We start from the raw sequence: 25,740 nt of genomic DNA, 5'->3' as shown, positions 1-25,740 counted from the left end.
TCCAAGCCGCTCCAGAGGCAAGGCAGAGGAAGGCCCCGCGCACCCGTGTCCACCGGCGAACTCGTCTCTTTCGAACCCGCGACCGGTTCGGAACTGTGGCGTGGCCGGATCGGCGACGTCGATGACGTGATCGCACGCGCGCGCCGTGCCTGGCCGCTCTGGGCCGCGCAGCCGCTTTCCACCCGCATCGAACTGCTGCGCCGCTTCGCCAACGAAGTGCGCAAGGAATCGGACAAGCTCGCCGATCTGATCGCCCGCGAAACCGGCAAGCCGCTGTGGGAAGCGCGCGGCGAAGTTGATGGAGTGGTCGACAAGGTCGAAGTCTCGGTGCGCGCCTATGCCGAGCGCACGTCGCAGCGAAAGCTCGATGGCGCGCTCAACGGTACGTCCGCCGTGCGCCACAAGCCGCACGGCGTGGTCGCGGTGATCAGCCCCTACAACATGCCCGCGCTGCTTCCCGCCGCGCAGATCATCCCCGCGCTGATTGCCGGCAATGTCGTGGTGTTCAAACCATCGGAGAAGGCGCCCGCCACCGGGGATCTGCTCACCCGCTGCTACCACCGCGCCGGCATTTCCGCCGCCGTGGTACAGGTGCTGTTCGGCGGGCCAGAGCAAGGCCAGGCGCTGGCGATGCACGACGGGGTGGACGGCGTGCTGTTCACCGGCTCCGCCCATGCCGGGGTCTCGATCAATCGCAAGCTCGCGTCCAATCCGGGCAAGGTCGTCGCGCTCGAACTGGGCGGCAACAATCCGATCGTCGTGTGGGACACGCCCAAGATCGCCGATGCCGCCGCGATCGTGGTGCAATCGGCCTTCACCAGCGCGGGTCAGCGCTGTTCCTCGGCGCGGCGACTGATCGTCAAATCGACCATGTACGACGCGGTGGTCACCGAAGTCCGCCGCCTCACCGAACGCCTGATCGTGGGCGCACCTTTCGATACGCCCACGCCCTTCATGGGCCCGGTGATCGACAATGCCGCTGCCGATGGCCTCACTGAAAGCTTCGTCTATCTCCTTTCCAACGGCGGCCGCGCGATCAAGCACATGGCCCGCCTGCGCGAGGATATGCCTTTCGTCAGCCCCGCGATCATCGACGTGACCAAGATCGACGAACGGCCCGATGTGGAGCTGTTCGGCCCGCTGCTGCAGGTCATCGGCGTGGATGATTTCGACGAAGCGATTGCCGAGGCGAACAACACGCGCTTCGGCCTCGTCGCTTCGCTGGTCGGCGGATCGCCGCAGGATTACAACCGCTTCTGGGCCAACATCCGCGCCGGCGTGGTCAACTGGAACCGCCCGACCATCGGCGAAAACGCCGCCGCTCCTTTCGGGGGCACCGGCCTTTCCGGCAACAACCGCCCGGGCGGCTACTACATGGCCGATTCGTGCGCCTATCCGGTCTCGTCCGCCGAAATGGAACAGCCTCGCGCGACGATTGGCGTGGGGCTGCGGGATACCTGAGGGCTGCCGGCTGGGCGTGCGCTTGCGGCGATGGGCGAACGGCTGGGATTGGTGGGAAACGGACCTAGAGAACACGGCTGCGAATAAGCGCAGTCTGCGGCAGCGAGGCGATGATGGCCCTAATTTCCATCAGACCCAACTCCGCCCACCGATTTTGGCACGTCGTTTGAAAGTGGACGAATTTGATCTGATCGGCGCCCTTCCTATCAATCGCGATGTTGGCAAAAACCAACGTTACCGTATCCGACGCATCGTAAGTGTAACTGCAGCCGCGAGGCAGAAAATCCTCTTTCCCAGACGGGGGGCGGAATACCGCAAAGCGCGCCCGAAGCGCACTTGTTTGGCTGCTAGCCGATCTAAATCTCTCGGCTTTGACAAGTCGCCCGATAGCGTCGCGCGCTTCCGCTAAAATGATCCCATCTGGTCGGAACTCAAGCGATAAGGAGGACGCACCCTTCGCATTGCTCGGTATAGCAATTGTAACGGACTCATTGGTACCGAGTGGCACCAGCCGAGCGTGTCCGTTTCCCATTGCTTCACGCAGGTTGGACGGTGACGAGCCGTCGCAACCCACGAGTAAAACCGCAATTGCAATGGTCAGCTTCTTCATCTTGGCAAGACTGCACCGGCCGCCAAACGTCCGCAATGGAGTCGCTTCCTGAACGGCACCTATTTTGCGGCGGTGCCAGAAATCCGACCTTCCGGATGTTCAGGTAACGTCCGCAACTGGGCGTAAGCTGCCCATTTATGCCGCCGTGCGCTAGCTCTTCGGATCTGGCAGCGGCAGGGCCGGATCGGCAGGGCCAGCCGGAATAATCGCCAGATTGCGGCTGTTGGCCTGCGAAAGATCGGGATCGACCATCAGCTGGCCCTCGATCGCTGCCGTCATTACCGGATCGTGCGCGGGGCCTTCCTCGCCGCCGCGCGTGCGCGGTGCGTCGGCCGAACAGGCGGCCAGCGCGGCGATGAGGATCGCGGGCAAGGGGTGACGAAGGCGCATCCACGCGTCTCTTGCACCGGCCATGGTTAACTCCGCGTCACCAGTGCCTGTTCAGGCCATGCCATTTTGATGCTTGGTCGTGCGCGCCGGGCCTGCCATGGCGCGCGCCATGACCGCCTCATCCTCCCGCCACAACGGTGCTGTCGCCGCGATTGCGACCTACACTTTCTGGGGCGTCATGCCGATCTACTTCAAGCTGCTGGGCGAAGTGCCCGCACCAGAACTGCTCGCATGGCGGATCGTGTGCAGCATGCCCATCTGCCTCGCGATCATCGCGCTGCAACAGCAAGGTCGCTCGCTCCTCGCCTCGCTGCGCAACCGGACGGTGGTGCTCAGGCTCGCCACCAGCGCGGCGCTCACCGCGACCAATTCGCTGATCTTCTTCATTGCCGTCGTCACCGGCCACGTTCTCGCGACCAGCCTCGGCTACTACATCATGCCGCTGATCAACGTGCTCATCGGCACGGTTTTCCTGCACGAGAAGCTGAGCCGGGTGCAATGGGCCGCAGTGGTGATCGCCGCCACCGGCATCGGCCTCCTCGCCTTCGGTGAGCTGGATATGCTCACCGTCTCCCTGGCGCTGGGGGTGAGCTACGCGCTCTATGGCCTTGTCCGCAAGATCGTCCCCGCCGGCGCAGTCGAAGCAGTGACAATCGAGACAGGCGTGAGCCTGCTCCCCGCGCTCGCTGTCGTCGGCTGGTACGCCTGGACCGGCAGTGGAATCGGCGGCGGATCGAGCATGACCGCGAGTTGGGAGATGGCAGTCCTCCTGATGATCGGCGGCCTGTTCACGGCAATTCCGCTGCTGCTGTTCGGCTATGCCGCGCGGCGGCTGACGCTTTCGGCCATGGGCTTTGCGCAGTTCATCACGCCAAGCATCGGCTTCCTGCTCGGCCATTTCCTCTATGGCGAGCCGCTCGATACCTCACGCGCGGGGTGCTTCATCCTGATCTGGATCGCGCTCGGCCTGTTCACCTGGGACATGATCCATCAGGCGCGGCTCAATTCACACACGAAAGCGCCAGCCTAGCGTCTCTCCAGCGTGGAAGGGCACGACCATCGTCTCGCCCACATCGATCTCGTCCGGCACGGTTACCGGCGCCCGCTCCAGCGTCACCGTGCCTTCGTTCAGTGGCAGGCGGTAGAATCGCGGGCCGTGCTCGCTGGCAAAGCCCTCGAACTTGTCCAGCGCGCCTTCTTCCTCGAACACCTTGATGTAGCTTTCGAGCGCGTAGGGCGCGTTGAATATCCCCGCGCAGCCGCAGGCCGCTTCCTTGAGGTGCTTGGCATGCGGCGCGCTGTCGGTGCCGAGGAAGAACTGCGGGCTGCCCGAGGTTGCCGCCTTGCGCAGCGCCAGCCGGTGATGCTCGCGCTTGGCAACGGGCAGGCAATAGGCATGCGGGCGAATGCCGCCCACCAGCATGGCATTGCGGTTGATGTGGAGGTGCTGCGGGGTAATCGTCGCGGCAAGGTTTGCGCCCGCGCTCTCGACGAACTGCACCGCTTCGCTCGTCGTCACATGCTCGAACACAACGCGAAGGCCGGGCAGCGCCTTCACCAGCGGAATCAGCGTCCGCTCGATGAACACCGCCTCGCGGTCGAAGATGTCGACATGGTGATCGGTCACCTCGCCGTGGATCAGCAGCGGCATGCCGATCTTTTCCATCCGCGCCAGCACACCCATGATGTTGGCCACATCGGTCACGCCCTGCGCCGAACCCGTGGTGGCATGCGCCGGATAGAGCTTGGCCGCCACGAACACGCCCGCCGCGTGCCCGCGCTCGACTTCGTCGGGATCGGTGTGGTCGGTGAGGTACAGCGTCATCAACGGCGTGAAATCCGTGCCCGCCGGCAGCGCGGCCATGATCCGGTCCCGATAAGCCGCAACGCCCGCCACATCGGTCATGGGCGGCGAGAGGTTGGGCATCACGATGGCGCGGGCGAACTGGCGCGCGGTGTGCGGGGCGACGCCCGCCAGCAGCGCGCCATCGCGCAAGTGGACATGCCAGTCATCGGGGCGGCGGATCGTGATCGAGCGAGGTTCAGTCATGCCCTTCCCCTTAAGCCGGGGCATGCCTATCTGTCACCTATGAGCGCACCCAGACTGACAACACGCACCTTGGTGCGCCTTTCCCCGCTGGACGAGAGCGAGGACGTTGCCGCCTTCCTTCAGGGCCTCGTGACCAATGACGTGAAGGGCCCCCTTCCCGTCTGGGCCGGCCTGCTGAGTGCGCAGGGCAAGGCGCTGTTCGACTTCATCGTCTGGGGCGATGGAGCTGACCTCCTGCTCGATTGCGAGGCTGCCGCCGCGCCTGCGCTCGCCAAGCGCCTCGCGCTCTACCGCCTGCGCCGGCGCATCGCGATTGCCGAGGATACCACGCTCGGCGTCTACTGGCAGGCCGCTGGCGAACCGACCGATCCGCGCTTGCCCGAACTCGGCCACCGCTGGATCGCTCCGGTGAGCGCCGACGATACCGCCGCGGACGCAGCCTGGCTTGCCCACCGACTCGCGCTGGGGGTGACCGAGGGTATCGCCGAACTCGGCAGCGAGCAGACGCTCTGGCTCGAAACCAATGCCGCAGACCTCGCTGGCGTCAGCTTCACCAAGGGCTGCTACGTGGGTCAGGAAAACACCGCGCGGATGAACTGGCGGCAGAAGGTGAACCGGCGGCTGGTTGTCGTGCCGCTCGATCAGTCAGATCCCGCCCGCCAGCGCGCTGCCTATCCAGAGCTCGGCCTCGCGGTCGATCATCGGCGCGTGGAGGATATCGTTCCTGAAGCCGCCCCCCGGTGGATGGACCTCAGCCCGCCTGCATGATCTGGCCGTTTTCGGCGGTCGCCTTCTCGAGCATTGTTGCGGCATAGTCGCGCGCGGCGGTGCGCGGCAGTTCGAGCGCCTGGCTCAGCGGCCCGCCCATCTGCGCGTCCCCAAGCGCCATGAGCACAAGCGTCAGCGTGGTGCCGCGCATGGTGTCCGAGCCGAACTCGTTCAGTTCGATCACCAGATCGTGGATCACATCGACGATCGGATCGAGCGCATCCTCATTGCCGGTGAGCAACATCCATGAAGCGAGCGCGCCTGCGCCCTCGCGGTCAAACGCGTCGAACGTGAGTTCGACCACATCGCGCGGGCTTCCGATGCCGGAGCGACTGGCAATCACCGCCTCGCGGATGCCCACGCAGATCGTCTCGGCGAGATGGCGCGCGAGTTCCTTCTGGAGGCCCGAGGCCGAGCCGAAGTGGTGCAGCAAATTGGCATGGGTGCGCCCGATCCGCCCAGCGACGGCTTTCAGCGTTACCGCCTGCGGTCCTGCTTCGATCAACAGGGCCCGTGCAGCTTCGAGGGCGGCAATACGGCTTTCTTCAGGACTGAGACGCTTGCGAACTGACATTGTGCGAGCCGATTTCCCCCTTGCGGCGCGCATTTACCCCCGCGCGCCGGAGGTCCAATGCCTAGAACTCCGGCGCGCCGAGAGCAAGAGTAGTGCAGGAGAAGCACGGGGTCAGGCCGCGCGTCGCATCGACTCCTGATCGTCACCCCCGCCGTCACCGTTGCCAGCTTCGCCGAGGTGGATCTGGTAGACCACGCTCGTCACCACCGAGCCGCGCCCTTCGCTGCGGCGGGGGCGATGTTCGCCGGTGGGCACGAAGCCGAGCTTGCGCAGCACCCGGCCCGATGCCGGATTGTCGAGGAAGTGGCTCGCCTCGATCCGGTCGTGCCCCAGTGCCCGCGCGATACTGAGCACCGCGCGTGCGGCTTCGGTGGCATAGCCATGGCCCCACTGGTCGCGCGCGATCCAGTAGCCGAGCTCGACCGCGCCTTGCTCACCCGGCGCGATCCCGGCACAGCCGATGATCCGCGCGCCATCGGCGCTGGGCATGGTCACCAGAAAATCGGGATGGCGCGGGTCCTGCTGCCGACTCACGAACCAGCGCGCGTCGTCCGCCCGATAGGGCCAGGGCGCGCGGGCGAGATTGCGCACCACCGCCGCATCGTCGATCGCGGCGTGCAATTCGGCCCAGTCTTCGGGCCATGCGGGGCGCAGGAACAGTCTTTCACTGCGAATGAACATGCCTTGTCTCCTCATCCGCCCCTCGATTTCCCTCGGCTGCTAACCAAAGGAAATGACAGGCATATTGCGATAAGCCAGGTCTCGCGCGGTTAATGCGCCAGATTGTGGCTTGGGTGAGGGAGACAAAGAAAAAGGGAGACGGGTTGGCCCCTCTCCCTCGTCAAGCCAGCTCTACCGAGCCGGCGGGGGCCATCCGTAGCGGATGGCCCGATCTGACCATCCGGTTATTCTGCGGCCTCGGCCATCATGTCCACCGAGACGTACTTACGACCAAGCTTGCCCGAGTGGAAACGTACGCGGCCTTCGGCGAGCGCGAAGAGGGTGTGATCCTTGCCAATGCCGACATTGGCGCCCGGGTACACCTTCGTGCCGCGCTGGCGGATAATGATGTTGCCGCCGATCACGTGCTGATCGCCGAACTTCTTGACGCCGAGGCGGCGGCCTGCCGAATCGCGACCGTTGCGCGAAGAGCCGCCTGCTTTCTTATGTGCCATCTGAGCTTACTCCGGAATCTTGCGAGTCGCTGGACTCTGGTGTCGCGATCAGGCGACGCTGAGGATACGCAGCAGGGTCAGCTGCTGGCGGTGGCCGTTCTTCCGGCGATAGTTGTGCCGGCGGCGCTTCTTGAACACGACCACCTTCTCGGACTTCGCCTGCGCGATGATCTCGGCCGAAACGGTCACGCCCTTGGCATCCGCGAGCACGCCTTCGTTCCCCGCGAGAAGGACGTCGGTCAACGTGATCGTTTCACCGGCTTCACCCGCCAGTTTTTCGACCGCGATCTTGTCTCCGGCGGCAACCCGATACTGCTTGCCGCCCGTGCGCACGATTGCGAACATGGTTCCTGCTATCCGTTTCAAGTGTCTGGCCGCCCGATGGACCCGCGAAATGCGCACCATCAACCGGCATGGCCGAATCTCCGCACGATTGCGGAGGCCCGGAAAGAGTGGCGCGGTTAATCGAACGAGGGCCCCATGTCAACGCTGCAGGGAGGCGAATTGCGCGTCGGACACGCTGCAGGCCCTGCTTCCCCGCCCCGGCAAAAGCTTCTATGGCCCCGGTATGGCATTCCTGTCCATCCGTCTTGCCGCGCCGGCCTTCGCCCTTCTCGCGCTCAGCGCCTGCAATGCGGACCGCTCCCGCTTTCCCTCGCTGGCGATTCGCGCGGCGGAGCGCGCCTATGGCACCGGGCAGCCGGTGGAGCCCGCCGCAAGCCTGCCGCTGACCACCCAGCTTCCCGCCGGCACCGACCTCTCCGCCCGCGTCGCCGCGCTGCGCGATGCGGCCCGCGCCGCTCACAGCCGCTTCCTCGAACGGCAGGGCGCCGCCAGCCGCCTGATCGCGGCGGCCAAGGGCGCCGTCCCCGGCACCGAAGCCTGGAGCAGCGCCGCCATCGCCCTCGCCAGCCTCACCTCAGCGCGCGGCGAGGGCATGGTCGCGCTCGCCGATCTCGACCGGCTGCTGATCGCCGCGACCGAAAAGGCGGCCACCGGCCCTGATGCCGATCTGAAGATCGTCAATCCCGCCCACCGCGAAGTCGCAGGCCTCCTCGCCGAGGAAGACCGCGCGGTTGCCGCGCTGGGCGGCGCGCTCGGCGGTTAGCTTCCTACCAGCGCGCCAGATCGCGGTGGTCGTCGGGCCGGGGCTCGATCCAGCGCCAGCCGCGCGCGGTTTTCTCGCGCTTCCAGAACCAGCTCTGGCTCTTGAGGTGGTCCATCGCGAAGTCGGCGGCGGCAAAGGCATCGCGGCGATGGCGCGCGGCGGCGGCAACCAGCACGATCGGATCGCCGGGGTGCATCACTCCGTAGCGGTGGATGACGAGCAGCCCATCGAGCGCCCAGCGCGCGCGGGTGGCGGTAGCGAGCGCTTCCATGCCGGGTAGCGTCATCGCGGCGTAGTGCTTGAGCTCCAGCGCCTCGACCGCATTGGGGCCGCCTTCACGGCGGACCTGACCCAGGAAGCTGACGACGCCGCCCGCCTCAGGGTGCGCGGCGGTAAATGCGGCAAGCTCGTCCGTCGGCGAGAAGCTTTCGCCCAGAAGGCGGACTTCGGCCACCTCAACCCCCGCTGACGGGCGGCAGGAAGGCGAGCTCATCGCCTTCGGCCAAAATCACGCCGCCGCCATCGCCGAGCAGCGCGCCGTTCAAGGCCATGCGCACCCGTTCGCCCAGCAATTCGATCGCAAGCGCGGGATCGAGCGCGGCGAGCACTTGCTCGAGCGGACCGGGGTTCACCGCAAGCTCACCCATGCCGGCGATGTCCTCCAGCCGGCCCAGGAACACCAGTTTCGCAGACATGTCAGCCGCCGGTCATCGACATGTGGCGCGCCAGCGCGGGCGCAGCGCCGGGGCGATCGATCACGAAGCCGTGGCGTTCAGGCTTCTCGCCCATCGCGCGGGCAAAGGCATCATTGAGCGCGGCTTCGGGATGCTCGGAGCGCAGCGCGGCGCGCAAGTCCACTTTGCCTTCGCCGCCGAGGCACATGAAGAGCTGCCCGGTCGCGGTCACGCGCACGCGGTTGCAGCCCTCGCAGAAATTCCCGGTGAGCGGCGTGATGAAGCCCAGCCGCCCGCCCGTCTCGGCAATATCGACATAGCGCGCCGGCCCGCCGGTGCGCGCATCACTTGCCGTCAGCGTCCAGCGCGATTCGAGATCGCAGCGCACCGCATCCAAAGGCAGGTAGTGATCGAAGCGGTCGCCCTCGACCTCGCCAAGCGGCATGACCTCGATCAGCGTGACCGAATGGCCTTCACCGTGCGCCCAGGCGATCAGATCGGGCAGATCGTGCTCGTTGATGCCCTTGAGCGCCACGGCATTGAGCTTGATCCTGAGCCCGGCAGCCTTGGCTGCGGCAATGCCCTCCAGCACCTGCGGCAGACTGTCGCGCCGGGTCAGCTCGGAAAACTTCGTGCGGTCCAGCGTATCGAGCGAGACGTTGATGCGCTTCACGCCTGCCGTTGCCAGATCATCAGCAAATTCGGCGAGCCGCGTACCGTTGGTGGTCAGCGTCAGTTCGTCGAGGCTGCCCCCCTCTTCGTTGGTGCCGATCTTGCGGCCGAGCGCGCGGACCAGCTGCATCATGTCGCGCCGCACCAGCGGCTCGCCGCCGGTCAGGCGGATCTTGCGCACCCCGCGCGCGATGAAGGCCAGCGCCACTTCGTGCAGCTCTTCCAGCGTCAGCACCTCGGCGCGCGGCAGGAAGGTCATGCGTTCGGGCATGCAGTAGGAACAGCGCAAGTCGCAGCGGTCGGTCAGCGAGAGCCGCAGATAGGTGATGCGGCGCGCGAAGCGGTCAACCAGGGGTGCGACGGTGGTGCTCATGTCTCAAGGTATACGAAGTCTCGCGCAAAAGATTCAAGGTGCGCGCCCCCATCAACAAAAATAGTCTGTCCGGTGACAGCGCGCGCCTGCGCGAGGAACAGCACGGCTTCGGCAATCTCGCCCGGGCTGGCGAGTCGTTCGAGCGGCATCAGCGCGGTGAGGCGCAGCCATTGCTCTTCGGTGTAGTCCGGCGTCGGCAGGGTGAGCCCCGGTGCCACGGCATTGACCCGCACGCGCGGCGCAAGGCTGCGCGCCAGGGTGCGCACGGCGGCATGCAGCGCCTGCTTGGATAGCGTGTAGCTCAGCTGATCGGGCACCGGATTGAGTACGCGCTGGTCGAGGATATGGACGACCGCCGCATCGCCCTCAGCCATGTCGGCCAGCGCACGAGTGAGCAGCACCGGCGCGGCGAGGTTCACCGCCAGATGCTCGTCGAGCATCGCGGCGGTCACCGTCATCGCGGTATCCTCGCGAAACAGGGCCGCGCAGTTGACCAGCAGGCTTGGCGCGCGCCCGGCGAGCGCCATGGCTTCGGCTGGGAGGCGCGTTACCGCTGCGGCATCGGCAAGGTCCGCCGCGAGCGGATGAACGGCCCCGCCCAGCCGCGCGAGTTCGTCAGCAAAGCCTTGATCGAACGTCGCGGCGCTATGCGCATGGAGCGCGAGATCCCATCCGGCCTCGGCCAGCCGGCGTGCAATCGCAGCGCCGATGCGCCGCCAGCCGCCGGTGATCACAGCAAGCGGCCGGGGCTGTGCCATCGTCAATCGCGCCGGTGCCGGGTCAGCGTCATGCCAATCTCCTCGCCGCGCTCGCTGATCGCAAGCTTGACGATCTTGACCGTGACGCGCGTGACGCGGCTGTCCTGCAGGAACAGCGTCTCGCAGATGTGGTCCGCCACCGATTCGATCAGCTGGAAATGCACGCCCTGCGGGAGGCCCTCGGTCGCCGCGTGCTTCAGGTCCATGTAGTTCTTGCTCGCTGTCAGCGGGCAATCGGGGGTGTAGTGGTCCTGCGCGGTGAGCGCGGCCGAAATCGAGATGCGCAGCGGCTGCGGCCTGCCGGTCTCCTCGGAATAGATCCCGGTGAGCACATCGCTTTCGATGTTGGCGACTTCAAGGATGAGGCTGTCGTTCACGGGCCGCGCCTCTGGCACCCCGCCGCCGCCTTGTCCAGTGCCGGTGGTCGCGATGCCCGCCCCAGATTTTCTTATGTTTCAGGATTGGACCAGCGCGCGAAGATTGCGGTGGGCAGGATGCGCCCGCGTTCACCTTCCTCGGCGAGCGCCAGTTCGCCGTGCTCGACTGTGCCCGGCAGCCCCGCCAGCGCCTCTGCCAGCAGCCCGCCGATGGCAAGCGAGGACATGCGCACGGCGTAAACGGTGAGGAACAGGAACCGGCTCTGCGCATCCAGCAGCCGCGCGCAATCGGCGATCAGGGTCGGCAGGTTCTCCTCCAACCGCCAGACTTCGCCATCCGGCCCGCGCCCGAACTTGGGCGGATCGAGGATGATCCCGTCATAGCGCTTGCCGCGCCGCACCTCGCGCGCCGCAAACTTCGCCGCATCATCAACGATCCAGCGCACGGGCCTCTCTTCCAGCCCCGCGACCGCCGCGTTGGCCCGCGCCTGCGCCACCGCCTTCTTCGAGGCATCGACATGCGTCACCGGCCCGAAGCGCGAGAGCGCCATGGTGCCGACGCCGGTATAGCCGAACATGTTGAGCGTGGATGCATCCTGCCGGCCATCGAGCTGCTCGCCCATCCAGTCCCACACCGGGGCCATATCGGGAAAGAAGCCGAGGTGGCGAAACGGCGTGCACTGCGCGGTAAAGCCGATTCCGCGCCAATCGAGCGGCCAGCCCTCGCGCGGGACGGGCTTGGCATAGGTCCAGCGCCCTCCGCCGTCCTCGTCCGAACCGGGCACGAATTCGCCGTGCGCATCCCACACCGCCTGCCGGGGCGCCCACATCGCCTGCGGTTCGGGGCGGATGAAGCGGTAGGGGCCGTAGCGTTCGAGCTTGCGCCCGTCGCCGCTGTCGATCAGGCCGAACTGGTCCCAGCCCGGCCCGACCATGAGCTTTGCCTGAAGATCGAGCTTGGCCACTTAGCCGGCTCGCGGTGTGGCGCGCTCGGCAATCCACGTGGCGACGGTGTCGTAGTCGCCCGGCAGGCGCGTATAGGCCTCCTCGCGCTCGAACAGATCGCCCACACGCGCCGGGAGCGCAGGCCGCACGCCGGTCGCGCGCTCTACGGCATCGCCGAACTTGGCAGGATGCGCCGTCGCCAGCGTCACCACCGGCACATCGGCGGGGAGCCCTTGCGCCACGCGCGCGGCGTGGAGGCCGATGGCGGTGTGCGGATCGAGCACCTCGCCGCAGGATTCGTAGGCCCAGCGCATCGCCTTGGCCATGTCCGAAGCATCGGCGCGCGCACTGGTGAACAGCGCGGCGGCATTCTCGCGCTGCGCATTGGTCAGCTGCATGGCCTTGGTCGTCTCGAACTCGCGCATTTGCGCCATGATCGCCGCGCCATCGCGCCCGCCCGCATCATGGAGCAGCCGCTCGAAGTTCGAGGAGACCTGAATGTCCATCGAAGGCGCCGCGGTCGGCGTGACGGTGCCTGCCGAATAATCGCCGGAGGAGAGCGCGCGGTGGAGGATATCGTTGATGTTGGTTGCGACGATCAGTCGTTCGATCGGCAGCCCCATCTGCGCGGCGACATAGCCCGCGAAGACGTCGCCGAAGTTGCCCGTCGGCACCGAGAATGCGACGCGGCGCTGCGGTGCGCCCAATTGGAGCGCGGCGGCGAAGTAGTAGACCACCTGCGCCATCAGCCGCGCCCAGTTGATCGAATTGACCGCCGCGATGCCGAAGCGGCTGGTCATCGCATTGTCGTTGAACATGCGCTTCACCATCGCCTGCGCATCATCGAAGCTGCCGTCGATGGCGATGTTGTGGACGTTGGGCGCAAGCACCGTGGTCATCTGCCGCCGCTGCACATCGGAAACCCGGCCATGCGGGTGGATCATGAAGATATCGACCTTGGCGCGCCCCGCGACGGCATCGATCGCCGCCGAGCCGGTATCGCCCGATGTCGCGCCGACGATGGTCAGGTGATCGTCGCGGCGGCCGAGGAACTCCTCGAACAGCAGGCCGAGCAATTGCAGCGCCACATCCTTGAAGGCGAGCGTGGGGCCGTGAAACAGCTCCAGAAGCCACTGCCGCTCGTCCAGCTGCACCAGCGGGGTGACGGCGGAATGGGCGAAGCGGCCATAGGCCTCGCGCGTCAGCTCCAGCAGCCGCTCGGGCGCGATGCAGTCGCCCACGAAGGGCTGCATGACCTTGGCGGCGAGCTCTGCGTAGGGCAGGCCCGCCATCGCTGCGATCTCGTCATGGGTGAAGGTCGGCCAGCGCTCGGGCACGTAGAGCCCGCCGTCGGAGGCGAGGCCGGCGAGGGTCACGCCCTCGAAATCGAGCGAGGGCGCCTGGCCCCGGGTGCTGACGTACTTCATGGGCCTGCCGGTTAGCGGGCAGGGGCGCGGGGCGCAAGGATTTGGGGGCAGCGGCGGGGGGTGCTTGCGGATTTGGCATTGCGCCCCCCGACCTAAACCCTCGTCATCCCCGCGCAGGCGGGGATCCAGGGCGATGGAGAGCTGCGCCCGCTCTGGATCCCCGCCTGCGCGGGGATGACGAAGGTGGGCGAGGGATGACGAGGGTGTGTTCGTCAGCGCGCCGGTTCAGCCAGCCCGCATCCGCTTGCGCAGAGCGAGCGCATAGATCACCAGCGCCACGCCTGCGAAGAGGAACCACTGCACCGCATAAGCGAGGTGGTTGTTGGGAATGTCCTTGGGATCGGGCTTGGCGTTGGGCTGGAGACCGGAGAGTGGCGGGTCGGCCACCAACCTCGGTCCGGGTGCGATCCAGCCCGTAACACGGCCGCCCTTCCAGACCGGCGTCGAAGGATCGCGCGACCAGCCTAGTACGACTGTTGCTGTCGAACCTTCCGGCGTCTGGCACTGCGCGGAATGCGCGAGGCCAGCTTCCCCCTTGGCATTGCGACCAGAGAGCGTCGTCATGCTGAGCACGATGTCGCAGTCAAGACGGCTGCGATGGTAATAGTTCACTTCGGCCAGCATCGGCGGAATGAGGAACGGCACTTCGGCGGCAGAAGCCTGCGCCGCCTGATACCGCGCCAGCATCGCTTCCTTCTGCCCCAGCCGGTCAAGCTGCCAGAGACCGAGGTGGACCATGTAAGCCACCGCCAGCAGCACGATCAGCGTCGGGACAATCGGAATACGCTTCACGCCACAACTCCCGCCGCCCGCAGCCGTGCCACCAGCAAGGCCGCCTTCATCAGCCGCAGTGCGCCAAAGATCACGCCCGGCACCGCCACCACGATCAGCGCCAGCATCAGCCACAAGGGCGGACGAACAAGATCATCGAGCTTCAACGCCCCAGCAATCAGCAGGAACGTCAGCGGCAGCAGCACGAAATAGAGCCCCCGCCCACGCGGTTCATAATCGGCAAAAACCAGACCGCAGGCCCGGCAGGACGGCGCAAAGGCTGCGGGCGCATCCCACAAGCTCCGCGCCCCGCAGCGCGGGCACAAACCGAAAAGGGCAGCGCGGGTAAGCCCGCTCTGCCCTTTCGTTGCTTGTTCGGTGCTGTCTGTCACCGGGAACCGATCACTCGATCGGTGCGCCCCAGCCGCCCCATACGTAGATCGCGACGAAGAGGAACAGCCACACCACGTCGACGAAGTGCCAGTACCACGCCGCCGCTTCGAAGCCGAAGTGCTGCCGCGGGGTGAAGTGGCCCTTGTAGGCGCGCGCCTGGCACACCGCGAGGAAGATGGTGCCGACGATCACGTGGAAGCCGTGGAAGCCGGTCGCCATATAGAACGCCGAGCCATAGGTGTTCTCGCCGAAGGGGAACGGCGCGTGAATGTACTCGTAGGCCTGGATCGAGCTGAACAGCAGGCCGAGCGCGATGGTCGCCCACAGGCCGGTCTTGAGGCCTTCGCGGTTGCCGTGGATCAGTTCGTGGTGCGCCCAGGTCAGCGTCGTGCCCGAGCAGAGCAGGATCAACGTATTGAGCAGCGGGAGATCGAAGGGGTTCATCACCGCTTCGATGCCCTTGGGCGGCCACTTGCCGCCGACCACTTCCACCAACTGGTTGGGGAACAGCGAAAAGTCGAAGAAGGCCCAGAACCAGCCGACGAAGAACATCACTTCCGAAGCGATGAACAGGATCATGCCATAGCGCTGGTGCAGCTGCACGACCGGGGTGTGATCACCGGCATGCGCTTCCTTGATCACCTTGCCCCACCACGAGAACATGGTGAGCGCAACGCCGAACACGCCGAGCATCAGCGCGATCTTGCCGCCGGGCATGCCGTGCATCGCAAACACGCCGCCGCTCGTCATCGTGAGCGCGGAAAGCGCGCCGACGAAGGGCCAGATGTCCGGCGGCAGAATGTGGTAATCGTGGTTCTTCGTGCCGGCCATGTTCGTCTCTTCAACCCCCGTCATCTTGGGACTTGCCGGATCGCTGCCCAAAGGCACGATTCAGCTTGATTGCAAACGCCTTTATCGAGGCCTTGCGGTGCGGTCCAGAGGCTTTCCTACCTCTTGCCACCCTGTTTTTCAGGGGGTGCGGCCACGCTGTCCGCTGCTTCTATGAAGGTGTACGAAAGCGTGATCTCGGGAACGTCCTTCGCGTTCGGGTCGTTCAGCATCTCGGGATCGACGTAGTAGATCACCGGCATGCGCACTTGCTCACCGGGTTCGAGCCGCTGCTCGTTGAAGCAGAAGCACTGGATCTTGTGGAAATAGGCGCCGGTCTGCTCGGGCGTCACGTTGTAGATCGCGCGGCCGACAATCGGGCGGTTCGATGTATTCTTCGCGATGAAGAAGGCCATCTTGCGCTCGCCGATATGGCCGTCCTGCGTCACCTGCTCCGGCCGGAACTGCCACGGCATGCCCTTGGTCACATTGCCATCGAAGCGGATCGTGATCGGGCGCGCTGTGGTCTTCACCGACGCCGCCTGCGCCGCTGTTGCGCGCTGCGTCGTGCCATTGAAGCCCGTGGCCTGGCAAAACATGCGGTAGAGCGGCACCGAAGCGTAGCCGAGGCCCAGCATGGCGATTGCACCGCCAGCAGCAATCATCCCCACCTTGCGGTTGCGCCGGCCGGCGACATCGAGCGCCAACGCCATCAGGAATGCTCCGCCTGCTCAGTGCCCTCTGCCGGCGCATGCTCCGGCTTGGCGGTGATCTTCACGATGGAGATCGCGAAGAACAGGACTACGAGGAAGCCGAGGATCAGGCCCATGACCTTGTTGCGCTCACGCTGACGCGCGCGCAGCGCATCGGTTTCGGCAGCAGTGAGCGGGCGGTCATTGAAAGGCTGGTTCATGCTTGCAGACCCAGGATCGTCGCGAAACGGTCGGCGACCAGCATCGCGAACAGGATGAACAGGTAGAAGATCGAATAGGCGAACAAGCGCTTCTCCGGCTTCATGCCATCGCCGGGGGTCGAGGTGCGCAGACCCACCTTGAACGAAAGCCACAGGAACAGCCCGCTGAGCAGGAGCGCGGAAAGGCCATAGACCCAACCCGTTCCGCCGATGAACCAAGGTGTCATCGAAAGCGGAAGCAGTACGACTGCATATGCCAGAATTTGCCACCGGGTGGAGCGTTCGCCCGCCACGACCGGCATCATCGGGATGCCGGCCTTGGAGTAGTCGATCTGCACGAACAGGGCGAGTGCCCAGAAGTGCGGCGGCGTCCACATGAAGATGATGAGGAACAGCAGCACCGGCATCCACGTGATGTGTCCGGTCACCGCGATCCACCCGATCAGCGGCGGAAACGCGCCCGCACCGCCGCCGATCACGATGTTCTGCGGCGTGCGCGGCTTGAGCCATACGGTGTAGAGATAGGCGTAGTAAAAGATCGAGAAGGCGAGGATCCCCGCCGCAAGCCAGCTGATGGCGAGCCCCATCGTCATCACCGAGATGCCCGAGAGCGCGAAGCCAAAATCGCGCGCGGAGGTGCGATCCATGCGGCCGCCGGGAATGGGGCGCTTGGCCGTGCGCTTCATCACGGCGTCCAGATCGGCTTCCCACCACTGGTTGAGCGCAGCCGCGCCGCCTGCACCAACCGCAATGCACAGGATGGCGGTGAAGGCGAGCACGGGGTGGATCGTGCCGGGCGCCGCCAGCATGCCGCACACGGCAGTGAAGATGACGAGCCGCATCACGCCCGGCTTGGTCAGCGCGAAGAAGTCGCGCCAGTCGGCGGGCATGATCAGGGCCTGAGGGTTCGCGGTGGTCATGATGGGCGCCTATAGGCCTGCATTCCGCGAAGGGAAAGCGAAACGGCACCGGGCTTTGGTGCCAAAGTTTGTCTCATGCGACGACCAACGCAAAAGGGCCCCGGATCGCTCCGGAGCCCCTCTGTCTGTGCAGACCCCCAGTTGAAACCGGGTATCCGATCAGTGCGCGTGCGCGTCCTCGATGACCGGGAGCGTCTCGAACTGGTGGAACGGCGGCGGGCTGGAGAGCGTCCACTCGAGCGTGGTGGCGCCTTCACCCCAGTAGTTGCCTTCCGCCTTCTTGCCGGCCACCAGCGAGTAGCCGATGTTGACGAAGAAGATCACCATCGAGGCAGCCATGACCATGTAGCCGTTGGTTGCGATCGTGTTCCAGAACTCGAACGCCGGGGCGTAGTCCGGATAGCGACGCGGCATGCCCTGAACGCCGAGGAAGTGCATCGGGAAGAAGATCAGGTTCACGCCGATGAAGAACACCCAGAAGTGCAGGTGGCTGAGGAACTCGCTGTGCATGCGGCCGCTCATCTTCGGGAACCAGTAGTAGAACCCGGCGAAGAGCGAAGTGACCGCGCCCAGCGACAGCACGTAGTGGAAGTGCGCCACGACGTAGTAGGTGTCCTGGAGGTTGTCGTCGATGCCGCCGTTGGCGAGCACCACGCCGGTCACGCCGCCGACGGTGAAGAGGAAGATGAAGCCGATCGCCCAAACGAGCGGCGACTTGAATTCGAGGCTGCCGCCCCACATCGTCGCGATCCACGAGAAAATCTTGATGCCGGTGGGCACCGCGATGACCATGGTGGCGGCGGTGAAGTACATCTTCGTGTTCACGTCGAGGCCGGTGGTATACATGTGGTGGGCCCACACGATGAAGCCAACCGCACCGATCGCGACCATCGCGTAGGCCATGCCGAGGTAGCCGAACACCGGCTTCTTCGAGAAGGTCGAGATGATCTGGCTGATGATGCCGAAGCCCGGCAGGATCATGATGTAGACTTCGGGGTGACCAAAGAACCAGAACAGGTGCTGGTAAAGGATCGGGTCACCGCCGCCGGCCGGGTTGAAGAACGTCGTGCCGAAGTTGCGGTCGGTCAGCAGCATGGTGATCGCCGCGGCGAGAACCGGCAGCGAAAGCAGCAGCAGGAACGCGGTGACGAGCATCGACCACACGAACAGCGGCATCTTGTGCAGGGTCATGCCCGGTGCGCGCATGTTGAAGATGGTGGTGATGAAGTTGATCGCGCCGAGGATCGAGCCAGCACCCGCAAGGTGCAGCGAGAAGATCGCGAAGTCGACCGCAGGGCCGACCGAGCCCGAGGTTGAGAGCGGCGCATAGACCGTCCAGCCCGTGCCCGCGCCCATTCCGGTACCGCCGGGCATGAAGGCCGAGATCATCAGCGAGCAGAAGCCCGAGACGGTCAGCCAGAACGAGATGTTGTTCATCCGCGGGAAGGCCATGTCCGGCGCGCCGATCATGAGCGGCACGAACCAGTTGCCGAAGCCGCCGATCAGCGCGGGCATGACCATGAAGAACACCATGATCAGGCCGTGGGCGGTGATCAGCACGTTCCACAGGTGGAGCGTGGCGTTGAAATCCTGGTCGTTGCCGCCGAGGAAATGCGTCCACCAGCCAAGGTACTGGATGCCCGGGTGCGCGAGTTCGGCGCGCATGATGCCCGAAACGGCGCCACCGATGATGCCCGCGATGATCGCGAAGATCAGGTAGAGCGTCCCGATGTCCTTGTGGTTGGTCGACATGAACCAGCGCGCGAAGAACGCGGGCTTGTGGTCATGATCGTGCGCCTCGTGGTGGGCGTCGAAGCCTTCGTGGGCTGGAATGCTGGCCATGGTGGTCTAACCTTGTCCTCGAAATCTGTTACGCTGCGGGCGTGGTCTTGGCGGGCGCTGCGGCCGCCGTGGTGGTGGCGCCGGCCGCCGGAGCACCGACAGTGCCGCCCTGGGTTTTCACCCACTCTTCGAACTTGGGCCGGGGCAGCGCCTCGACCACGATCGGCATGTAGCCGTGGCGGGCACCGCACAGCTCGGAGCACTGGCCGTAGTAAACGCCCGGCTCCTTGATGAAGAGCACCTTCTCGTTGATGCGGCCCGGCACAGCGTCGAGCTTGAACCACAGCGAGGGTACGGCGAAGGCGTGGATCACGTCCGAACCGGTGGTCTGCAGGCGGATAGGCTCACCAGCGGGGACGACCATGCGGTTGTCGGCCGCGAGCTGCGGCTGCTCGCCGCGCTTCAGCGCTTCGGCATCGGGCAGGATGTTCGAGATCACCTCGAAGCCGCCGTTGTCCGGATAAGTATAGCCCCAGTACCACTGGTAACCGGTGGCCTTGACCGTGAGCGCACCCTTGGGCGCGGGCGCATATTGGTGCGCCAGCAGGCGGATCGAGGGCACCGCGATCACGACGAGGATCAACACCGGAACAACCGTCCAGATGATCTCGATCGTGGTGTTGTGGCTGGTCTTCGATGCGACCGGGTTGGCGGCGCGGCGGAAGCGGACCATGACCAGAAGCAGGAGCAGCAGGACAAAGAGCGTGATCACGACGATCACCGGCATCAGCAGGTAATCGTGCATCGCCAGGGCCTCCTGCCCGATCGGCGAATACTGGTCCTGGAAGGTCCAGGCCTTGGCGACCGGCTGGCCCTTGCCATCGGTCGGCTTCATCGGGGTATAGGAACCCTTGTCCACCGGCGCGGCAGCATCTGCCGAAGCGGCGCTGGCGGCGGGAGCCGGCGTCACCGCGACCGGGTCGGCGGGCGCTGGAGCCACAGCAGCCGCGGGTGCCGGAGCGGCAGCAGCCGCCATGGCCTGGGGCGCGAATGCGAGCGCGGCCGCCAGGCTGACTGTCCGGATCACACCCGTCACGGCGCGGGCAACATGGGAAAGACTCATCGTGTGCAACTCTCGATTTTTTGCTTCTGCGCCGGGCCTTTGCCCCGACACTCCACACCCCAAATCCCTTAATTCAAGGGGGCCTATACGCGCGCTCGCCGCAAGCCTCAAGCGCCTGAACGTATATTTTTGGGGCAATGGGGTTTGCCCTAAAGCTCTAAGGCGCAAGCGAATAACGGGAATCGAGCAGTCCGGCATAGCGCCGCGCCCCTCCCTTCGCTATTGACCCACCCCTGAAGCACCTCCTGCGGGCTCCGACGCCCGCTCATGATGAGACAACCATGCTCGAAGACGAGATCCTCTCCGAATTCCGCGCCAGCGAGGCTCTGCTTGAAGGGCACTTCCTGCTTTCTTCGGGCCGCCACAGCGCGCACTATCTGCAATGCGCCCGCGTGCTGATGGACCCGATGCGAGCCTCTCGCCTTGCCGCCGCGCTCGCCGCGACTCTGCCGCGCGAACTGCGCCAGCAGATCGGCAAGGTTATTTCGCCCGCGATGGGCGGGGTGATCATCGGCCATGAAATGGGCCGTGCGCTGGGCGTCGAGGCGATGTTCGTCGAGCGCCCGACCGGCACGTTTGAACTGCGCCGCGGCTTTTCGCTCAAGGCCGGCGAGAAGGTGCTGATGGTCGAGGACGTCGTGACCACCGGCCTTTCCAGCCGCGAAGCCATCGCCGCGATCGAGGCGGAAGGCGGCATCGTGGTGGCCGGCGCGGCGCTGGTTGATCGCTCGGGCGGCACGGCAGACCTCGGCGTGCCATTCTACCCGCTCGTCAGCCTCAGCTTCCCGACTTACGCGCCCGACGAGCTTCCACCGGAACTCGCCGCGACTCAGGCAATCAAGCCCGGCAGCCGCGCCGCCTGATGAGCCTTCATGCTCCCACGCGCCTGCGCCTCGGCGTGAACATCGACCACGTCGCCACGATCCGCAACGCGCGCGGCGGCGAACATCCCGATCCGGTCCGCGCAGCGCAGATCGTCGCCGAAGTCGGCGGCGATGGCCTTACGGCGCACCTGCGCGAAGACCGCCGCCACATCCGCGACGAGGACCTTGCGCGCATCCAGGCCGCGACGAACCTGCCGCTCAACCTTGAAATGGCCGCGACGGAGGAAATGCTTGCCATCGCGCTGCGCCACAAGCCGCACGCGGCCTGCATCGTGCCCGAACGGCGCGAGGAACGCACCACCGAGGGCGGGCTGGACGCCGCCGGCCAGCACAACCGCCTCGCCCCGATCGTCAGCCGACTCGCGGATGCCGGCATCCGCGTCAGCCTGTTCATCGCTCCCGATCCGCGCCAGATCGAAGCGGCGATGAAGCTCGGCGCGCCCGTCGTCGAACTCCACACCGGCGAATACGCGCACGCTGAGGGTGAGGCCCGCGCGGTGGAACTGCGCCGCATCGCCGACATGGCCGCGCTCGCTGCCAAGAACGGCATCGAGCCCCACGCCGGCCACGGCCTCACTTACGACAACGTCAGCGCCATCGCCGCGATTCCCCAATTGGCCGAGCTTAACATCGGCCACTACCTGATCGGCGAGGCGATCTTTACCGGACTCGAAAACGCGGTACTCAGGATGCGCGAACTGATGGACGCGGCACGGTGAGGAGCGGGCGGTGAGGAGCGGGCAGTGATCATCGGCATGGGCTCCGACCTCTGCAACATAGAGCGCATCCAGGCCTCGCTCGACCGCTTCGGCGCGCGCTTTGAGAGCCGCGTCTTCACCCCGCTCGAACAGGCCAAAGCCGCGCGCCGGCCCTATACCAAGGCGGGCACGCTGGCGAAGCGCTTCGCTGCCAAGGAGGCGTTCTCCAAGGCGGTCGGCACTGGCTTCAAGGCGGGGGTGTTCATGAAGGACATCGGCGTGGTCAACGCTCCCTCCGGTGCGCCGACACTGGCGCTGACGGGCGGTGCCGCCGCGCGCCTTGCCGCGATCACCCCGGCGGGGCATGAGGCGGTGGTTCACCTGACGCTCACCGACGATCACCCATGGGCGCAGGCCTTCGTCGTGATCGAGGCGCGACCCCTTTCTGAAGGTGCTGCTTGAGCGACGTTACCGAAACCGCGCCGGTCCCCGAAACAGAGCAGCCGGAAAACACGGCACCCGAAAGTGGAACTGGCGAACCCGAGGGCACCAACTGGCTCGCCGAGATGCGTGGCCTGCTGCTCATGCTGCTGGCGGTGATCGGCTTCCACAGCTTCGTGGCCAAGCCCTTCTACATCCCGTCGATTTCAATGATGCCGAACCTGCTCGTCGGCGATCAGCTGGTCGTCTCGAAGTATCCCTACGGCTGGTCGTGGGTTTCGGCCTCGATGCACTTCCTGCCGCGCTCGAAGACGCGCATTCTTCCCGCGACCCCGGCCTATGGCGATATCGTCATCGTCGTCCCGCCCGATCGCGATGAGGACTATATCAAGCGCGTCGTCGCGCTGCCGGGCGACCGCATTGCCGTGGTGAACGGCCAGATCATCCTCAACGGCAAGCCCGTGCCGCAGATCGCCGAAGCGCCGCTCGAGCTGCCGGTCGATGCCAACCAGCCCTGCGATCCCGATGATTTCCCCGGACTTCGTTACCGCGCGGCAGACGGCAAACAGGTCTGCGAATTGCCGATCTTCCGCGAAACCCTGCCCAACGGCGCGACCTACCGGATCATCGATCACCGCCAGCAGCCGCTCGACAATTATCCCGAGACAAAAATCCCGGCTGGCTACGCCTTCCTGATGGGCGACAACCGCGATCATTCAGCCGACAGCCGCGCGCCGATCATCGAAAAGGGCCTCGGTGGGCCGGTTCCGCTGGCTGATATCGGCGGGCGTGCCGAATTCATCACCTATTCGCTCAATGGCACCGAGACGTGGAATCCTTTGACATGGTACGGTGCCTTGCGGGGGAACCGTGCTTCGCTCAAACTGCGACCGATGATCCTGCCGCAGAGGGCCCCGACCAAGCGATGAGCGACGTACCGACCACCGTTCCCGAGACCGCCCCGCAGCACAGCGCCGGGCCCACCGATATCCGCGACGATCTCGTACGGCAGGAAATCAAGCGCGCGGCGGTGTGGATCGGCATGGCCGGGATGGCCGCGTTGGCGGTCTATCTGGCGCATCCGCTGCTGGTGATCTTCGGCGGTTTCGTGTTCGCCATGCTGATCGATGGCGGCCAGCGCCTGCTCGGCCGCGTGCTGCCCATCGGACGCTCATGGCGCGTGGCGGTGGTCCTGCTGCTGACGGTTGCGTTCCTTGTCTGGGTGGTCGAATTTGCCGGCAGCCAGATCATGACGCAGGCCGCCGAGATGCCGCCGCTGGTCACCGCGCAGGCCCAGCGCGCGCTCGATTGGGCCTCTATGCATGGCCTCACCATGGGTCGCAGCGATGTCAGCAGTCTGGTCCAGCAACTGCTCGGCGGGGTAGGTCAGGTGACTCAGGCCCTGGGCGGCTTGTTCGGCGGCGTCACCACGCTGCTGATCATCGTCATCCTCGGCATCTATTTCGTGCTCGAGCCCGATCTGTACCAGCGCGGCCTGGCGTGGATGCTCCCGGCCGGAAGCCGCGAGTACTTCCATGGCACAACCCACCGCATGGGCCGCACGCTGCGCATGCTGCTTGCGGGGCGCATGCTCGGCATGGTGATCGAAGGCGTCGCCACCTGGATTGCACTCGCCGTCTACGGCGTGCCGATGGCCGCGCTGCTTGGCCTGCTCACGGGCCTACTCGTGTTCCTGCCCAATATCGGCGCGCCGATTTCGGGCATTCTGATGATCCTCGTCGGCTTCTCGGGCGGCACGGCGATGGGGATCTACTGTATCGTGGTCTATGTCGTGGTGCAGACCGTTGACGGCAATGTGATCGTGCCGATGGTCGCCAAGCGCACCGCCGATCTGGCCCCGGCGCTGGTGCTGGGCGCGCAGCTGATCTTCGGCGTGCTGTTCGGCATCCTCGGCCTTGCGCTCGCCGATCCGCTGGTGGTCATGCTGAAAATCGCGCTCGAACGGCAGGCCGAGCACAACACCCGCCGCGAAGAACGGACAGAATAGGCGCCGATGGCCCGCAAGTTCCTCTATTTCATCGCGCTGCTGATCGTCATGGTCATCGCCGCGCTGCTGGCCCTGCGCATCTGGTCGGTCGAACTGACCCGGTTCGCCTTCGTGCCGCGCGGCAGCTTCGAAGCGCAGGCGCCCTTGCGCGCGGGCACCTACGACGATCCCGCCATGTGGGTATCACGCCCCGGCACCGCTAATGATCCCGCGCAGTATCACCCCGAAGGCACCCCCGCCGCGCCGCAGGGCAAGGCCTTTGTCTTTTTCATCCACCCGACGAGCTACCTCGCCCGCGATCACTGGAACGGCCCGATCGAGGACGAGGACGCGCGCTATCGCACGGCCCTGTTCGTGCGCGGCATGGCGAGTGCGTTCAATGGCGAAGCGGCCGTTTTCGTACCTTACTACCGGCAAGCGGCCTTTGGCAGCTTCCTCGTCAACCGGCCCGAGACACTGAAGGCCCGCGCGGTTGCCTATGGCGATGTGCGCGCCGCCTTCCGCGCGTTTGTCGCCGCCGTGCCCGCCAATGCGCCGATCGTGCTCGCGGGCCACAGCCAGGGCGCGCTGCACCTCATGCACCTGCTGCAGGACGAGGTGAAGGGCACTCCGATCGCCAGCCGGATCGCCGCAGCCTACATGATCGGCTGGCCCGTCTCCCCCGCGCACGATCTGCCGCAGACCGGCATGCCTGCCTGCTCCGCGGCAGACCAGACCGGCTGCGCCCTGAGCTGGATGAGCTTTGCCGACCCGCCCGAAGCAAGCCTCATGCTCGATACCTACCGCGCCGAACCCGGGCTCGACGGCAAGGCCAAGGGGGCCGAGCCCGTGCTTTGCACGAACCCGTTGAATGGCGGCGCCGCGCCGGATGCGCCGGGCACCGCGAATCTCGGCACGATGGTCCCCTCGAACGATCTGACCACCGGCAAACTCACCAAGCTTGGCGTGCCCGCGCGCTGCGATGCAAGATCCGGCCTCCTGCTGATCGGCGAAGGGCCCGATCTTGGCCCCTATGTGCTGCCCGGCAATAACTATCACGTATATGATGTGCCGCTGTTCTGGGCCAATGTTCGCGCGGATGTGGCGCGCCGCACGGCAGCGTGGCTGGCAAAGCAGCCGGCCCCCAGATGATCACCACCAGCGCGGCCGAACTGCGCGGCGCGCTGCCCGAAGGCGGCGCACTGATGGGCCTCGATCCCGGCACCAAGACCATCGGTGTCGCGCTGTGCGACCGCGACTGGCGCTTCGCCACCGCCGGCCAGACGATCCGCCGCCGCAAGTTCGCGGCCGACAAGGCCGAACTGGCAGCGCTGATTGCCGCGCGCAGCGTGAAAGGCCTCGTCATCGGCCTCCCGCTCCACATGGACGGCGGCGAAAGTCCGCGCAGCCAGGCCGCCCGTGCGATGGCGCGCAACCTTGCCGATCTTGGCCTGCCCATCCTGCTGTGGGACGAACGCTGGACCACGCAGGCCGCCGAACGCGCGATGATCGAGCAGGATTTCAGCCGCGCAAAGCGGGCGGAACGCATCGATTCGCACGCCGCCGCGCTCATCCTGCAAGGCGCGCTCGATGCCATGGTGGGGAGCGCGTTCTGATTCCGCGCCACAATTGATGGTT

Annotated in this window: 33 protein-coding genes; 11 read left to right on the top strand and 22 right to left on the bottom strand. The window is 65.9% G+C overall.

Annotated features, from left to right (window positions below):
* The first annotated feature begins 45 nt into the window (after positions 1-45).
* A complete protein-coding gene (locus ACO06X_RS16000; protein WP_421837201.1) occupies positions 46-1,461 on the top strand; it encodes a succinylglutamate-semialdehyde dehydrogenase in 1,416 nt (471 codons plus the stop codon).
* 64 nt (positions 1,462-1,525) lie between these two features.
* On the opposite strand, the gene ACO06X_RS15995 is transcribed toward ACO06X_RS16000, so the two are convergent.
* Together ACO06X_RS15995 and ACO06X_RS15990 are read right to left on the bottom strand one after the other, a co-directional pair.
* A complete protein-coding gene (locus ACO06X_RS15995; protein ID WP_421837200.1) occupies positions 1,526-2,071 on the bottom strand; it encodes a hypothetical protein in 546 nt (181 codons plus the stop codon).
* Positions 2,072-2,221: 150 nt separating this feature from the next.
* Positions 2,222-2,485, bottom strand: coding sequence for a hypothetical protein (locus tag ACO06X_RS15990; protein WP_421837199.1), 264 nt, complete (start codon positions 2,483-2,485; stop codon positions 2,222-2,224).
* A 73-nt stretch (positions 2,486-2,558) separates the two neighbouring features.
* Here ACO06X_RS15990 and rarD point away from each other — a divergent pair, with 73 nt between their 5' ends.
* A complete protein-coding gene (gene rarD / locus ACO06X_RS15985) occupies positions 2,559-3,491 on the top strand; it encodes an EamA family transporter RarD (RefSeq protein WP_421837198.1) in 933 nt (310 codons plus the stop codon).
* Here rarD and pyrC read toward each other — a convergent pair.
* Complete coding sequence (pyrC, locus tag ACO06X_RS15980; RefSeq protein WP_421837197.1) at positions 3,468-4,511, bottom strand: dihydroorotase; 1,044 nt, start codon at positions 4,509-4,511, stop codon at positions 3,468-3,470. The two genes, rarD and pyrC, sit on opposite strands and share 24 nt — an antisense overlap.
* A 39-nt stretch (positions 4,512-4,550) precedes the next feature.
* On the opposite strand from pyrC, the gene ACO06X_RS15975 reads away from it, so the two are divergent.
* Positions 4,551-5,279, top strand: a complete 729-nt coding sequence (locus ACO06X_RS15975; RefSeq protein WP_421837196.1) for a folate-binding protein — start codon at positions 4,551-4,553, stop codon at positions 5,277-5,279.
* Here ACO06X_RS15975 and ACO06X_RS15970 read toward each other — a convergent pair.
* The 4 genes from ACO06X_RS15970 to rplU all read right to left on the bottom strand — a co-directional run bounded on the left by ACO06X_RS15970 (position 5,263) and on the right by rplU (position 7,373).
* Entirely contained in the window at positions 5,263-5,853 is a 591-nt protein-coding gene (locus tag ACO06X_RS15970) for a TetR family transcriptional regulator (RefSeq protein ID WP_421837195.1), read from the bottom strand. The genes ACO06X_RS15975 and ACO06X_RS15970 overlap by 17 nt on opposite strands.
* 111 nt (positions 5,854-5,964) lie before the next feature.
* The gene (locus ACO06X_RS15965; RefSeq protein WP_298164941.1) at positions 5,965-6,534 is read right to left on the bottom strand and encodes a GNAT family N-acetyltransferase; all 570 of its coding nucleotides are present in this window, start codon (positions 6,532-6,534) and stop codon (positions 5,965-5,967) included.
* Between the two features lie 224 nt (positions 6,535-6,758).
* Positions 6,759-7,028 carry a 50S ribosomal protein L27 gene (gene rpmA, locus ACO06X_RS15960; protein WP_298164942.1) on the bottom strand — a complete coding sequence of 90 codons (270 nt, stop codon included), beginning with the start codon at positions 7,026-7,028 and terminating at the stop codon, positions 6,759-6,761.
* 48 nt (positions 7,029-7,076) lie between these two features.
* On the bottom strand, positions 7,077-7,373 hold the full coding sequence (gene rplU / locus ACO06X_RS15955; RefSeq protein ID WP_298164944.1) for a 50S ribosomal protein L21: 297 nt from the start codon (positions 7,371-7,373) through the stop codon (positions 7,077-7,079).
* Between the two features lie 223 nt (positions 7,374-7,596).
* On the opposite strand from rplU, the gene ACO06X_RS15950 reads away from it, so the two are divergent.
* The gene (locus ACO06X_RS15950) at positions 7,597-8,136 is read left to right on the top strand and encodes a hypothetical protein (protein WP_421837194.1); all 540 of its coding nucleotides are present in this window, start codon (positions 7,597-7,599) and stop codon (positions 8,134-8,136) included.
* 4 nt (positions 8,137-8,140) lie between these two features.
* Here ACO06X_RS15950 and ACO06X_RS15945 read toward each other — a convergent pair whose 3' ends face one another.
* The 15 genes from ACO06X_RS15945 to coxB all read right to left on the bottom strand — a co-directional run bounded on the left by ACO06X_RS15945 (position 8,141) and on the right by coxB (position 20,092).
* Positions 8,141-8,629 carry a molybdenum cofactor biosynthesis protein MoaE gene (locus ACO06X_RS15945; protein WP_421837193.1) on the bottom strand — a complete coding sequence of 163 codons (489 nt, stop codon included), beginning with the start codon at positions 8,627-8,629 and terminating at the stop codon, positions 8,141-8,143.
* Positions 8,592-8,831: a MoaD/ThiS family protein gene (locus ACO06X_RS15940; protein WP_421837192.1), complete on the bottom strand. Its 240-nt coding sequence runs from the start codon at positions 8,829-8,831 to the stop codon at positions 8,592-8,594. Before ACO06X_RS15940 ends, ACO06X_RS15945 begins: the two co-directional genes overlap by 38 nt.
* Before the next feature lies 1 nt (position 8,832).
* Positions 8,833-9,855: a GTP 3',8-cyclase MoaA gene (moaA, locus tag ACO06X_RS15935; RefSeq protein ID WP_421837191.1), complete on the bottom strand. Its 1,023-nt coding sequence runs from the start codon at positions 9,853-9,855 to the stop codon at positions 8,833-8,835.
* Positions 9,852-10,613, bottom strand: a complete 762-nt coding sequence (locus ACO06X_RS15930) for an SDR family oxidoreductase (RefSeq protein WP_421837190.1) — start codon at positions 10,611-10,613, stop codon at positions 9,852-9,854. The genes moaA and ACO06X_RS15930 overlap by 4 nt, the downstream gene beginning before the upstream one ends.
* A gap of 2 nt (positions 10,614-10,615) precedes the next feature.
* Positions 10,616-10,990 (bottom strand): dihydroneopterin aldolase, encoded by a 375-nt coding sequence (locus tag ACO06X_RS15925; RefSeq protein WP_421837189.1) that lies wholly within the window; start codon positions 10,988-10,990, stop codon positions 10,616-10,618.
* A gap of 71 nt (positions 10,991-11,061) precedes the next feature.
* Positions 11,062-11,925 (bottom strand): class I SAM-dependent methyltransferase, encoded by an 864-nt coding sequence (locus tag ACO06X_RS15920; protein WP_421839931.1) that lies wholly within the window; start codon positions 11,923-11,925, stop codon positions 11,062-11,064.
* A 30-nt stretch (positions 11,926-11,955) separates the two neighbouring features.
* Positions 11,956-13,362, bottom strand: a complete 1,407-nt coding sequence (gene thrC / locus ACO06X_RS15915) for a threonine synthase (RefSeq protein ID WP_421837188.1) — start codon at positions 13,360-13,362, stop codon at positions 11,956-11,958.
* A gap of 225 nt (positions 13,363-13,587) precedes the next feature.
* Positions 13,588-14,154, bottom strand: coding sequence for an SURF1 family cytochrome oxidase biogenesis protein (locus ACO06X_RS15910; protein ID WP_421837187.1), 567 nt, complete (start codon positions 14,152-14,154; stop codon positions 13,588-13,590).
* Positions 14,151-14,432: a DUF983 domain-containing protein gene (locus tag ACO06X_RS15905; RefSeq protein ID WP_421837186.1), complete on the bottom strand. Its 282-nt coding sequence runs from the start codon at positions 14,430-14,432 to the stop codon at positions 14,151-14,153. Before ACO06X_RS15905 ends, ACO06X_RS15910 begins: the two co-directional genes overlap by 4 nt.
* Positions 14,433-14,535: 103 nt before the next feature.
* A complete protein-coding gene (locus ACO06X_RS15900) occupies positions 14,536-15,357 on the bottom strand; it encodes a cytochrome c oxidase subunit 3 (RefSeq protein ID WP_421839930.1) in 822 nt (273 codons plus the stop codon).
* Positions 15,358-15,473: 116 nt separating this feature from the next.
* Complete coding sequence (locus ACO06X_RS15895) at positions 15,474-16,067, bottom strand: cytochrome c oxidase assembly protein (protein WP_421837185.1); 594 nt, start codon at positions 16,065-16,067, stop codon at positions 15,474-15,476.
* Entirely contained in the window at positions 16,067-16,267 is a 201-nt protein-coding gene (locus tag ACO06X_RS15890) for a hypothetical protein (RefSeq protein WP_298169525.1), read from the bottom strand. The genes ACO06X_RS15895 and ACO06X_RS15890 overlap by 1 nt, the downstream gene beginning before the upstream one ends.
* Entirely contained in the window at positions 16,264-17,187 is a 924-nt protein-coding gene (locus ACO06X_RS15885; protein ID WP_421837184.1) for a heme o synthase, read from the bottom strand. The genes ACO06X_RS15890 and ACO06X_RS15885 overlap by 4 nt, the downstream gene beginning before the upstream one ends.
* Positions 17,188-17,346: 159 nt before the next feature.
* Positions 17,347-19,029: a cytochrome c oxidase subunit I gene (gene ctaD / locus ACO06X_RS15880; protein WP_421837183.1), complete on the bottom strand. Its 1,683-nt coding sequence runs from the start codon at positions 19,027-19,029 to the stop codon at positions 17,347-17,349.
* A gap of 28 nt (positions 19,030-19,057) precedes the next feature.
* The gene (gene coxB, locus ACO06X_RS15875) at positions 19,058-20,092 is read right to left on the bottom strand and encodes a cytochrome c oxidase subunit II (RefSeq protein ID WP_421837182.1); all 1,035 of its coding nucleotides are present in this window, start codon (positions 20,090-20,092) and stop codon (positions 19,058-19,060) included.
* A gap of 281 nt (positions 20,093-20,373) precedes the next feature.
* Here coxB and pyrE point away from each other — a divergent pair, with 281 nt between their 5' ends.
* From pyrE to ruvX, 7 genes are read left to right on the top strand one after another with little or no spacing between them, the layout of a single operon-like run.
* Positions 20,374-20,955: an orotate phosphoribosyltransferase gene (pyrE, locus tag ACO06X_RS15870; RefSeq protein ID WP_421837181.1), complete on the top strand. Its 582-nt coding sequence runs from the start codon at positions 20,374-20,376 to the stop codon at positions 20,953-20,955.
* The gene (locus tag ACO06X_RS15865) at positions 20,955-21,695 is read left to right on the top strand and encodes a pyridoxine 5'-phosphate synthase (RefSeq protein WP_421837180.1); all 741 of its coding nucleotides are present in this window, start codon (positions 20,955-20,957) and stop codon (positions 21,693-21,695) included. The genes pyrE and ACO06X_RS15865 overlap by 1 nt, the downstream gene beginning before the upstream one ends.
* A 24-nt stretch (positions 21,696-21,719) precedes the next feature.
* Positions 21,720-22,136, top strand: a complete 417-nt coding sequence (gene acpS / locus ACO06X_RS15860; protein WP_421837179.1) for a holo-ACP synthase — start codon at positions 21,720-21,722, stop codon at positions 22,134-22,136.
* Positions 22,133-23,044: a signal peptidase I gene (lepB, locus tag ACO06X_RS15855; protein WP_421837178.1), complete on the top strand. Its 912-nt coding sequence runs from the start codon at positions 22,133-22,135 to the stop codon at positions 23,042-23,044. The genes acpS and lepB overlap by 4 nt, the downstream gene beginning before the upstream one ends.
* Positions 23,041-24,123 (top strand): AI-2E family transporter, encoded by a 1,083-nt coding sequence (locus ACO06X_RS15850; RefSeq protein WP_421837177.1) that lies wholly within the window; start codon positions 23,041-23,043, stop codon positions 24,121-24,123. The genes lepB and ACO06X_RS15850 overlap by 4 nt, the downstream gene beginning before the upstream one ends.
* Positions 24,124-24,129: 6 nt before the next feature.
* Positions 24,130-25,254, top strand: coding sequence for a DUF3089 domain-containing protein (locus ACO06X_RS15845; protein ID WP_421837176.1), 1,125 nt, complete (start codon positions 24,130-24,132; stop codon positions 25,252-25,254).
* A complete protein-coding gene (ruvX, locus tag ACO06X_RS15840; protein ID WP_421837175.1) occupies positions 25,251-25,718 on the top strand; it encodes a Holliday junction resolvase RuvX in 468 nt (155 codons plus the stop codon). Before ACO06X_RS15845 ends, ruvX begins: the two co-directional genes overlap by 4 nt.
* The last annotated feature ends 22 nt before the right edge of the window (positions 25,719-25,740 follow it).

The organism is Novosphingobium sp. (assembly GCF_965229225.1).
Taxonomy (GTDB): domain Bacteria; phylum Pseudomonadota; class Alphaproteobacteria; order Sphingomonadales; family Sphingomonadaceae; genus Novosphingobium.
This window is presented reverse-complemented; position numbering and strand designations above follow the sequence as displayed.

Coding starts and splice junctions, on each gene's coding strand:
- ACO06X_RS15995 (WP_421837200.1), bottom strand. CDS start 2,071: ATGAAGAAGCTGACCATTGCAATTGCGGTTTTACTCGTGGGTTGCGAC.
- ACO06X_RS15990 (WP_421837199.1), bottom strand. CDS start 2,485: ATGGCCGGTGCAAGAGACGCGTGGATGCGCCTTCGTCACCCCTTGCCC.
- rarD (WP_421837198.1), top strand. CDS start 2,559: ATGGCGCGCGCCATGACCGCCTCATCCTCCCGCCACAACGGTGCTGTC.
- pyrC (WP_421837197.1), bottom strand. CDS start 4,511: ATGACTGAACCTCGCTCGATCACGATCCGCCGCCCCGATGACTGGCAT.
- ACO06X_RS15975 (WP_421837196.1), top strand. CDS start 4,551: ATGAGCGCACCCAGACTGACAACACGCACCTTGGTGCGCCTTTCCCCG.
- ACO06X_RS15970 (WP_421837195.1), bottom strand. CDS start 5,853: ATGTCAGTTCGCAAGCGTCTCAGTCCTGAAGAAAGCCGTATTGCCGCC.
- ACO06X_RS15965 (WP_298164941.1), bottom strand. CDS start 6,534: ATGTTCATTCGCAGTGAAAGACTGTTCCTGCGCCCCGCATGGCCCGAA.
- rpmA (WP_298164942.1), bottom strand. CDS start 7,028: ATGGCACATAAGAAAGCAGGCGGCTCTTCGCGCAACGGTCGCGATTCG.
- rplU (WP_298164944.1), bottom strand. CDS start 7,373: ATGTTCGCAATCGTGCGCACGGGCGGCAAGCAGTATCGGGTTGCCGCC.
- ACO06X_RS15950 (WP_421837194.1), top strand. CDS start 7,597: ATGGCATTCCTGTCCATCCGTCTTGCCGCGCCGGCCTTCGCCCTTCTC.
- ACO06X_RS15945 (WP_421837193.1), bottom strand. CDS start 8,629: ATGAGCTCGCCTTCCTGCCGCCCGTCAGCGGGGGTTGAGGTGGCCGAA.
- ACO06X_RS15940 (WP_421837192.1), bottom strand. CDS start 8,831: ATGTCTGCGAAACTGGTGTTCCTGGGCCGGCTGGAGGACATCGCCGGC.
- moaA (WP_421837191.1), bottom strand. CDS start 9,855: ATGAGCACCACCGTCGCACCCCTGGTTGACCGCTTCGCGCGCCGCATC.
- ACO06X_RS15930 (WP_421837190.1), bottom strand. CDS start 10,613: ATGGCACAGCCCCGGCCGCTTGCTGTGATCACCGGCGGCTGGCGGCGC.
- ACO06X_RS15920 (WP_421839931.1), bottom strand. CDS start 11,925: ATGGTCGGGCCGGGCTGGGACCAGTTCGGCCTGATCGACAGCGGCGAC.
- thrC (WP_421837188.1), bottom strand. CDS start 13,362: ATGAAGTACGTCAGCACCCGGGGCCAGGCGCCCTCGCTCGATTTCGAG.
- ACO06X_RS15900 (WP_421839930.1), bottom strand. CDS start 15,357: ATGGCCGGCACGAAGAACCACGATTACCACATTCTGCCGCCGGACATC.
- ACO06X_RS15895 (WP_421837185.1), bottom strand. CDS start 16,067: ATGGCGTTGGCGCTCGATGTCGCCGGCCGGCGCAACCGCAAGGTGGGG.
- ACO06X_RS15890 (WP_298169525.1), bottom strand. CDS start 16,267: ATGAACCAGCCTTTCAATGACCGCCCGCTCACTGCTGCCGAAACCGAT.
- ACO06X_RS15885 (WP_421837184.1), bottom strand. CDS start 17,187: ATGACCACCGCGAACCCTCAGGCCCTGATCATGCCCGCCGACTGGCGC.
- ctaD (WP_421837183.1), bottom strand. CDS start 19,029: ATGGCCAGCATTCCAGCCCACGAAGGCTTCGACGCCCACCACGAGGCG.
- coxB (WP_421837182.1), bottom strand. CDS start 20,092: ATGAGTCTTTCCCATGTTGCCCGCGCCGTGACGGGTGTGATCCGGACA.
- pyrE (WP_421837181.1), top strand. CDS start 20,374: ATGCTCGAAGACGAGATCCTCTCCGAATTCCGCGCCAGCGAGGCTCTG.
- ACO06X_RS15865 (WP_421837180.1), top strand. CDS start 20,955: ATGAGCCTTCATGCTCCCACGCGCCTGCGCCTCGGCGTGAACATCGAC.
- ACO06X_RS15850 (WP_421837177.1), top strand. CDS start 23,041: ATGAGCGACGTACCGACCACCGTTCCCGAGACCGCCCCGCAGCACAGC.
- ACO06X_RS15845 (WP_421837176.1), top strand. CDS start 24,130: ATGGCCCGCAAGTTCCTCTATTTCATCGCGCTGCTGATCGTCATGGTC.
- ruvX (WP_421837175.1), top strand. CDS start 25,251: ATGATCACCACCAGCGCGGCCGAACTGCGCGGCGCGCTGCCCGAAGGC.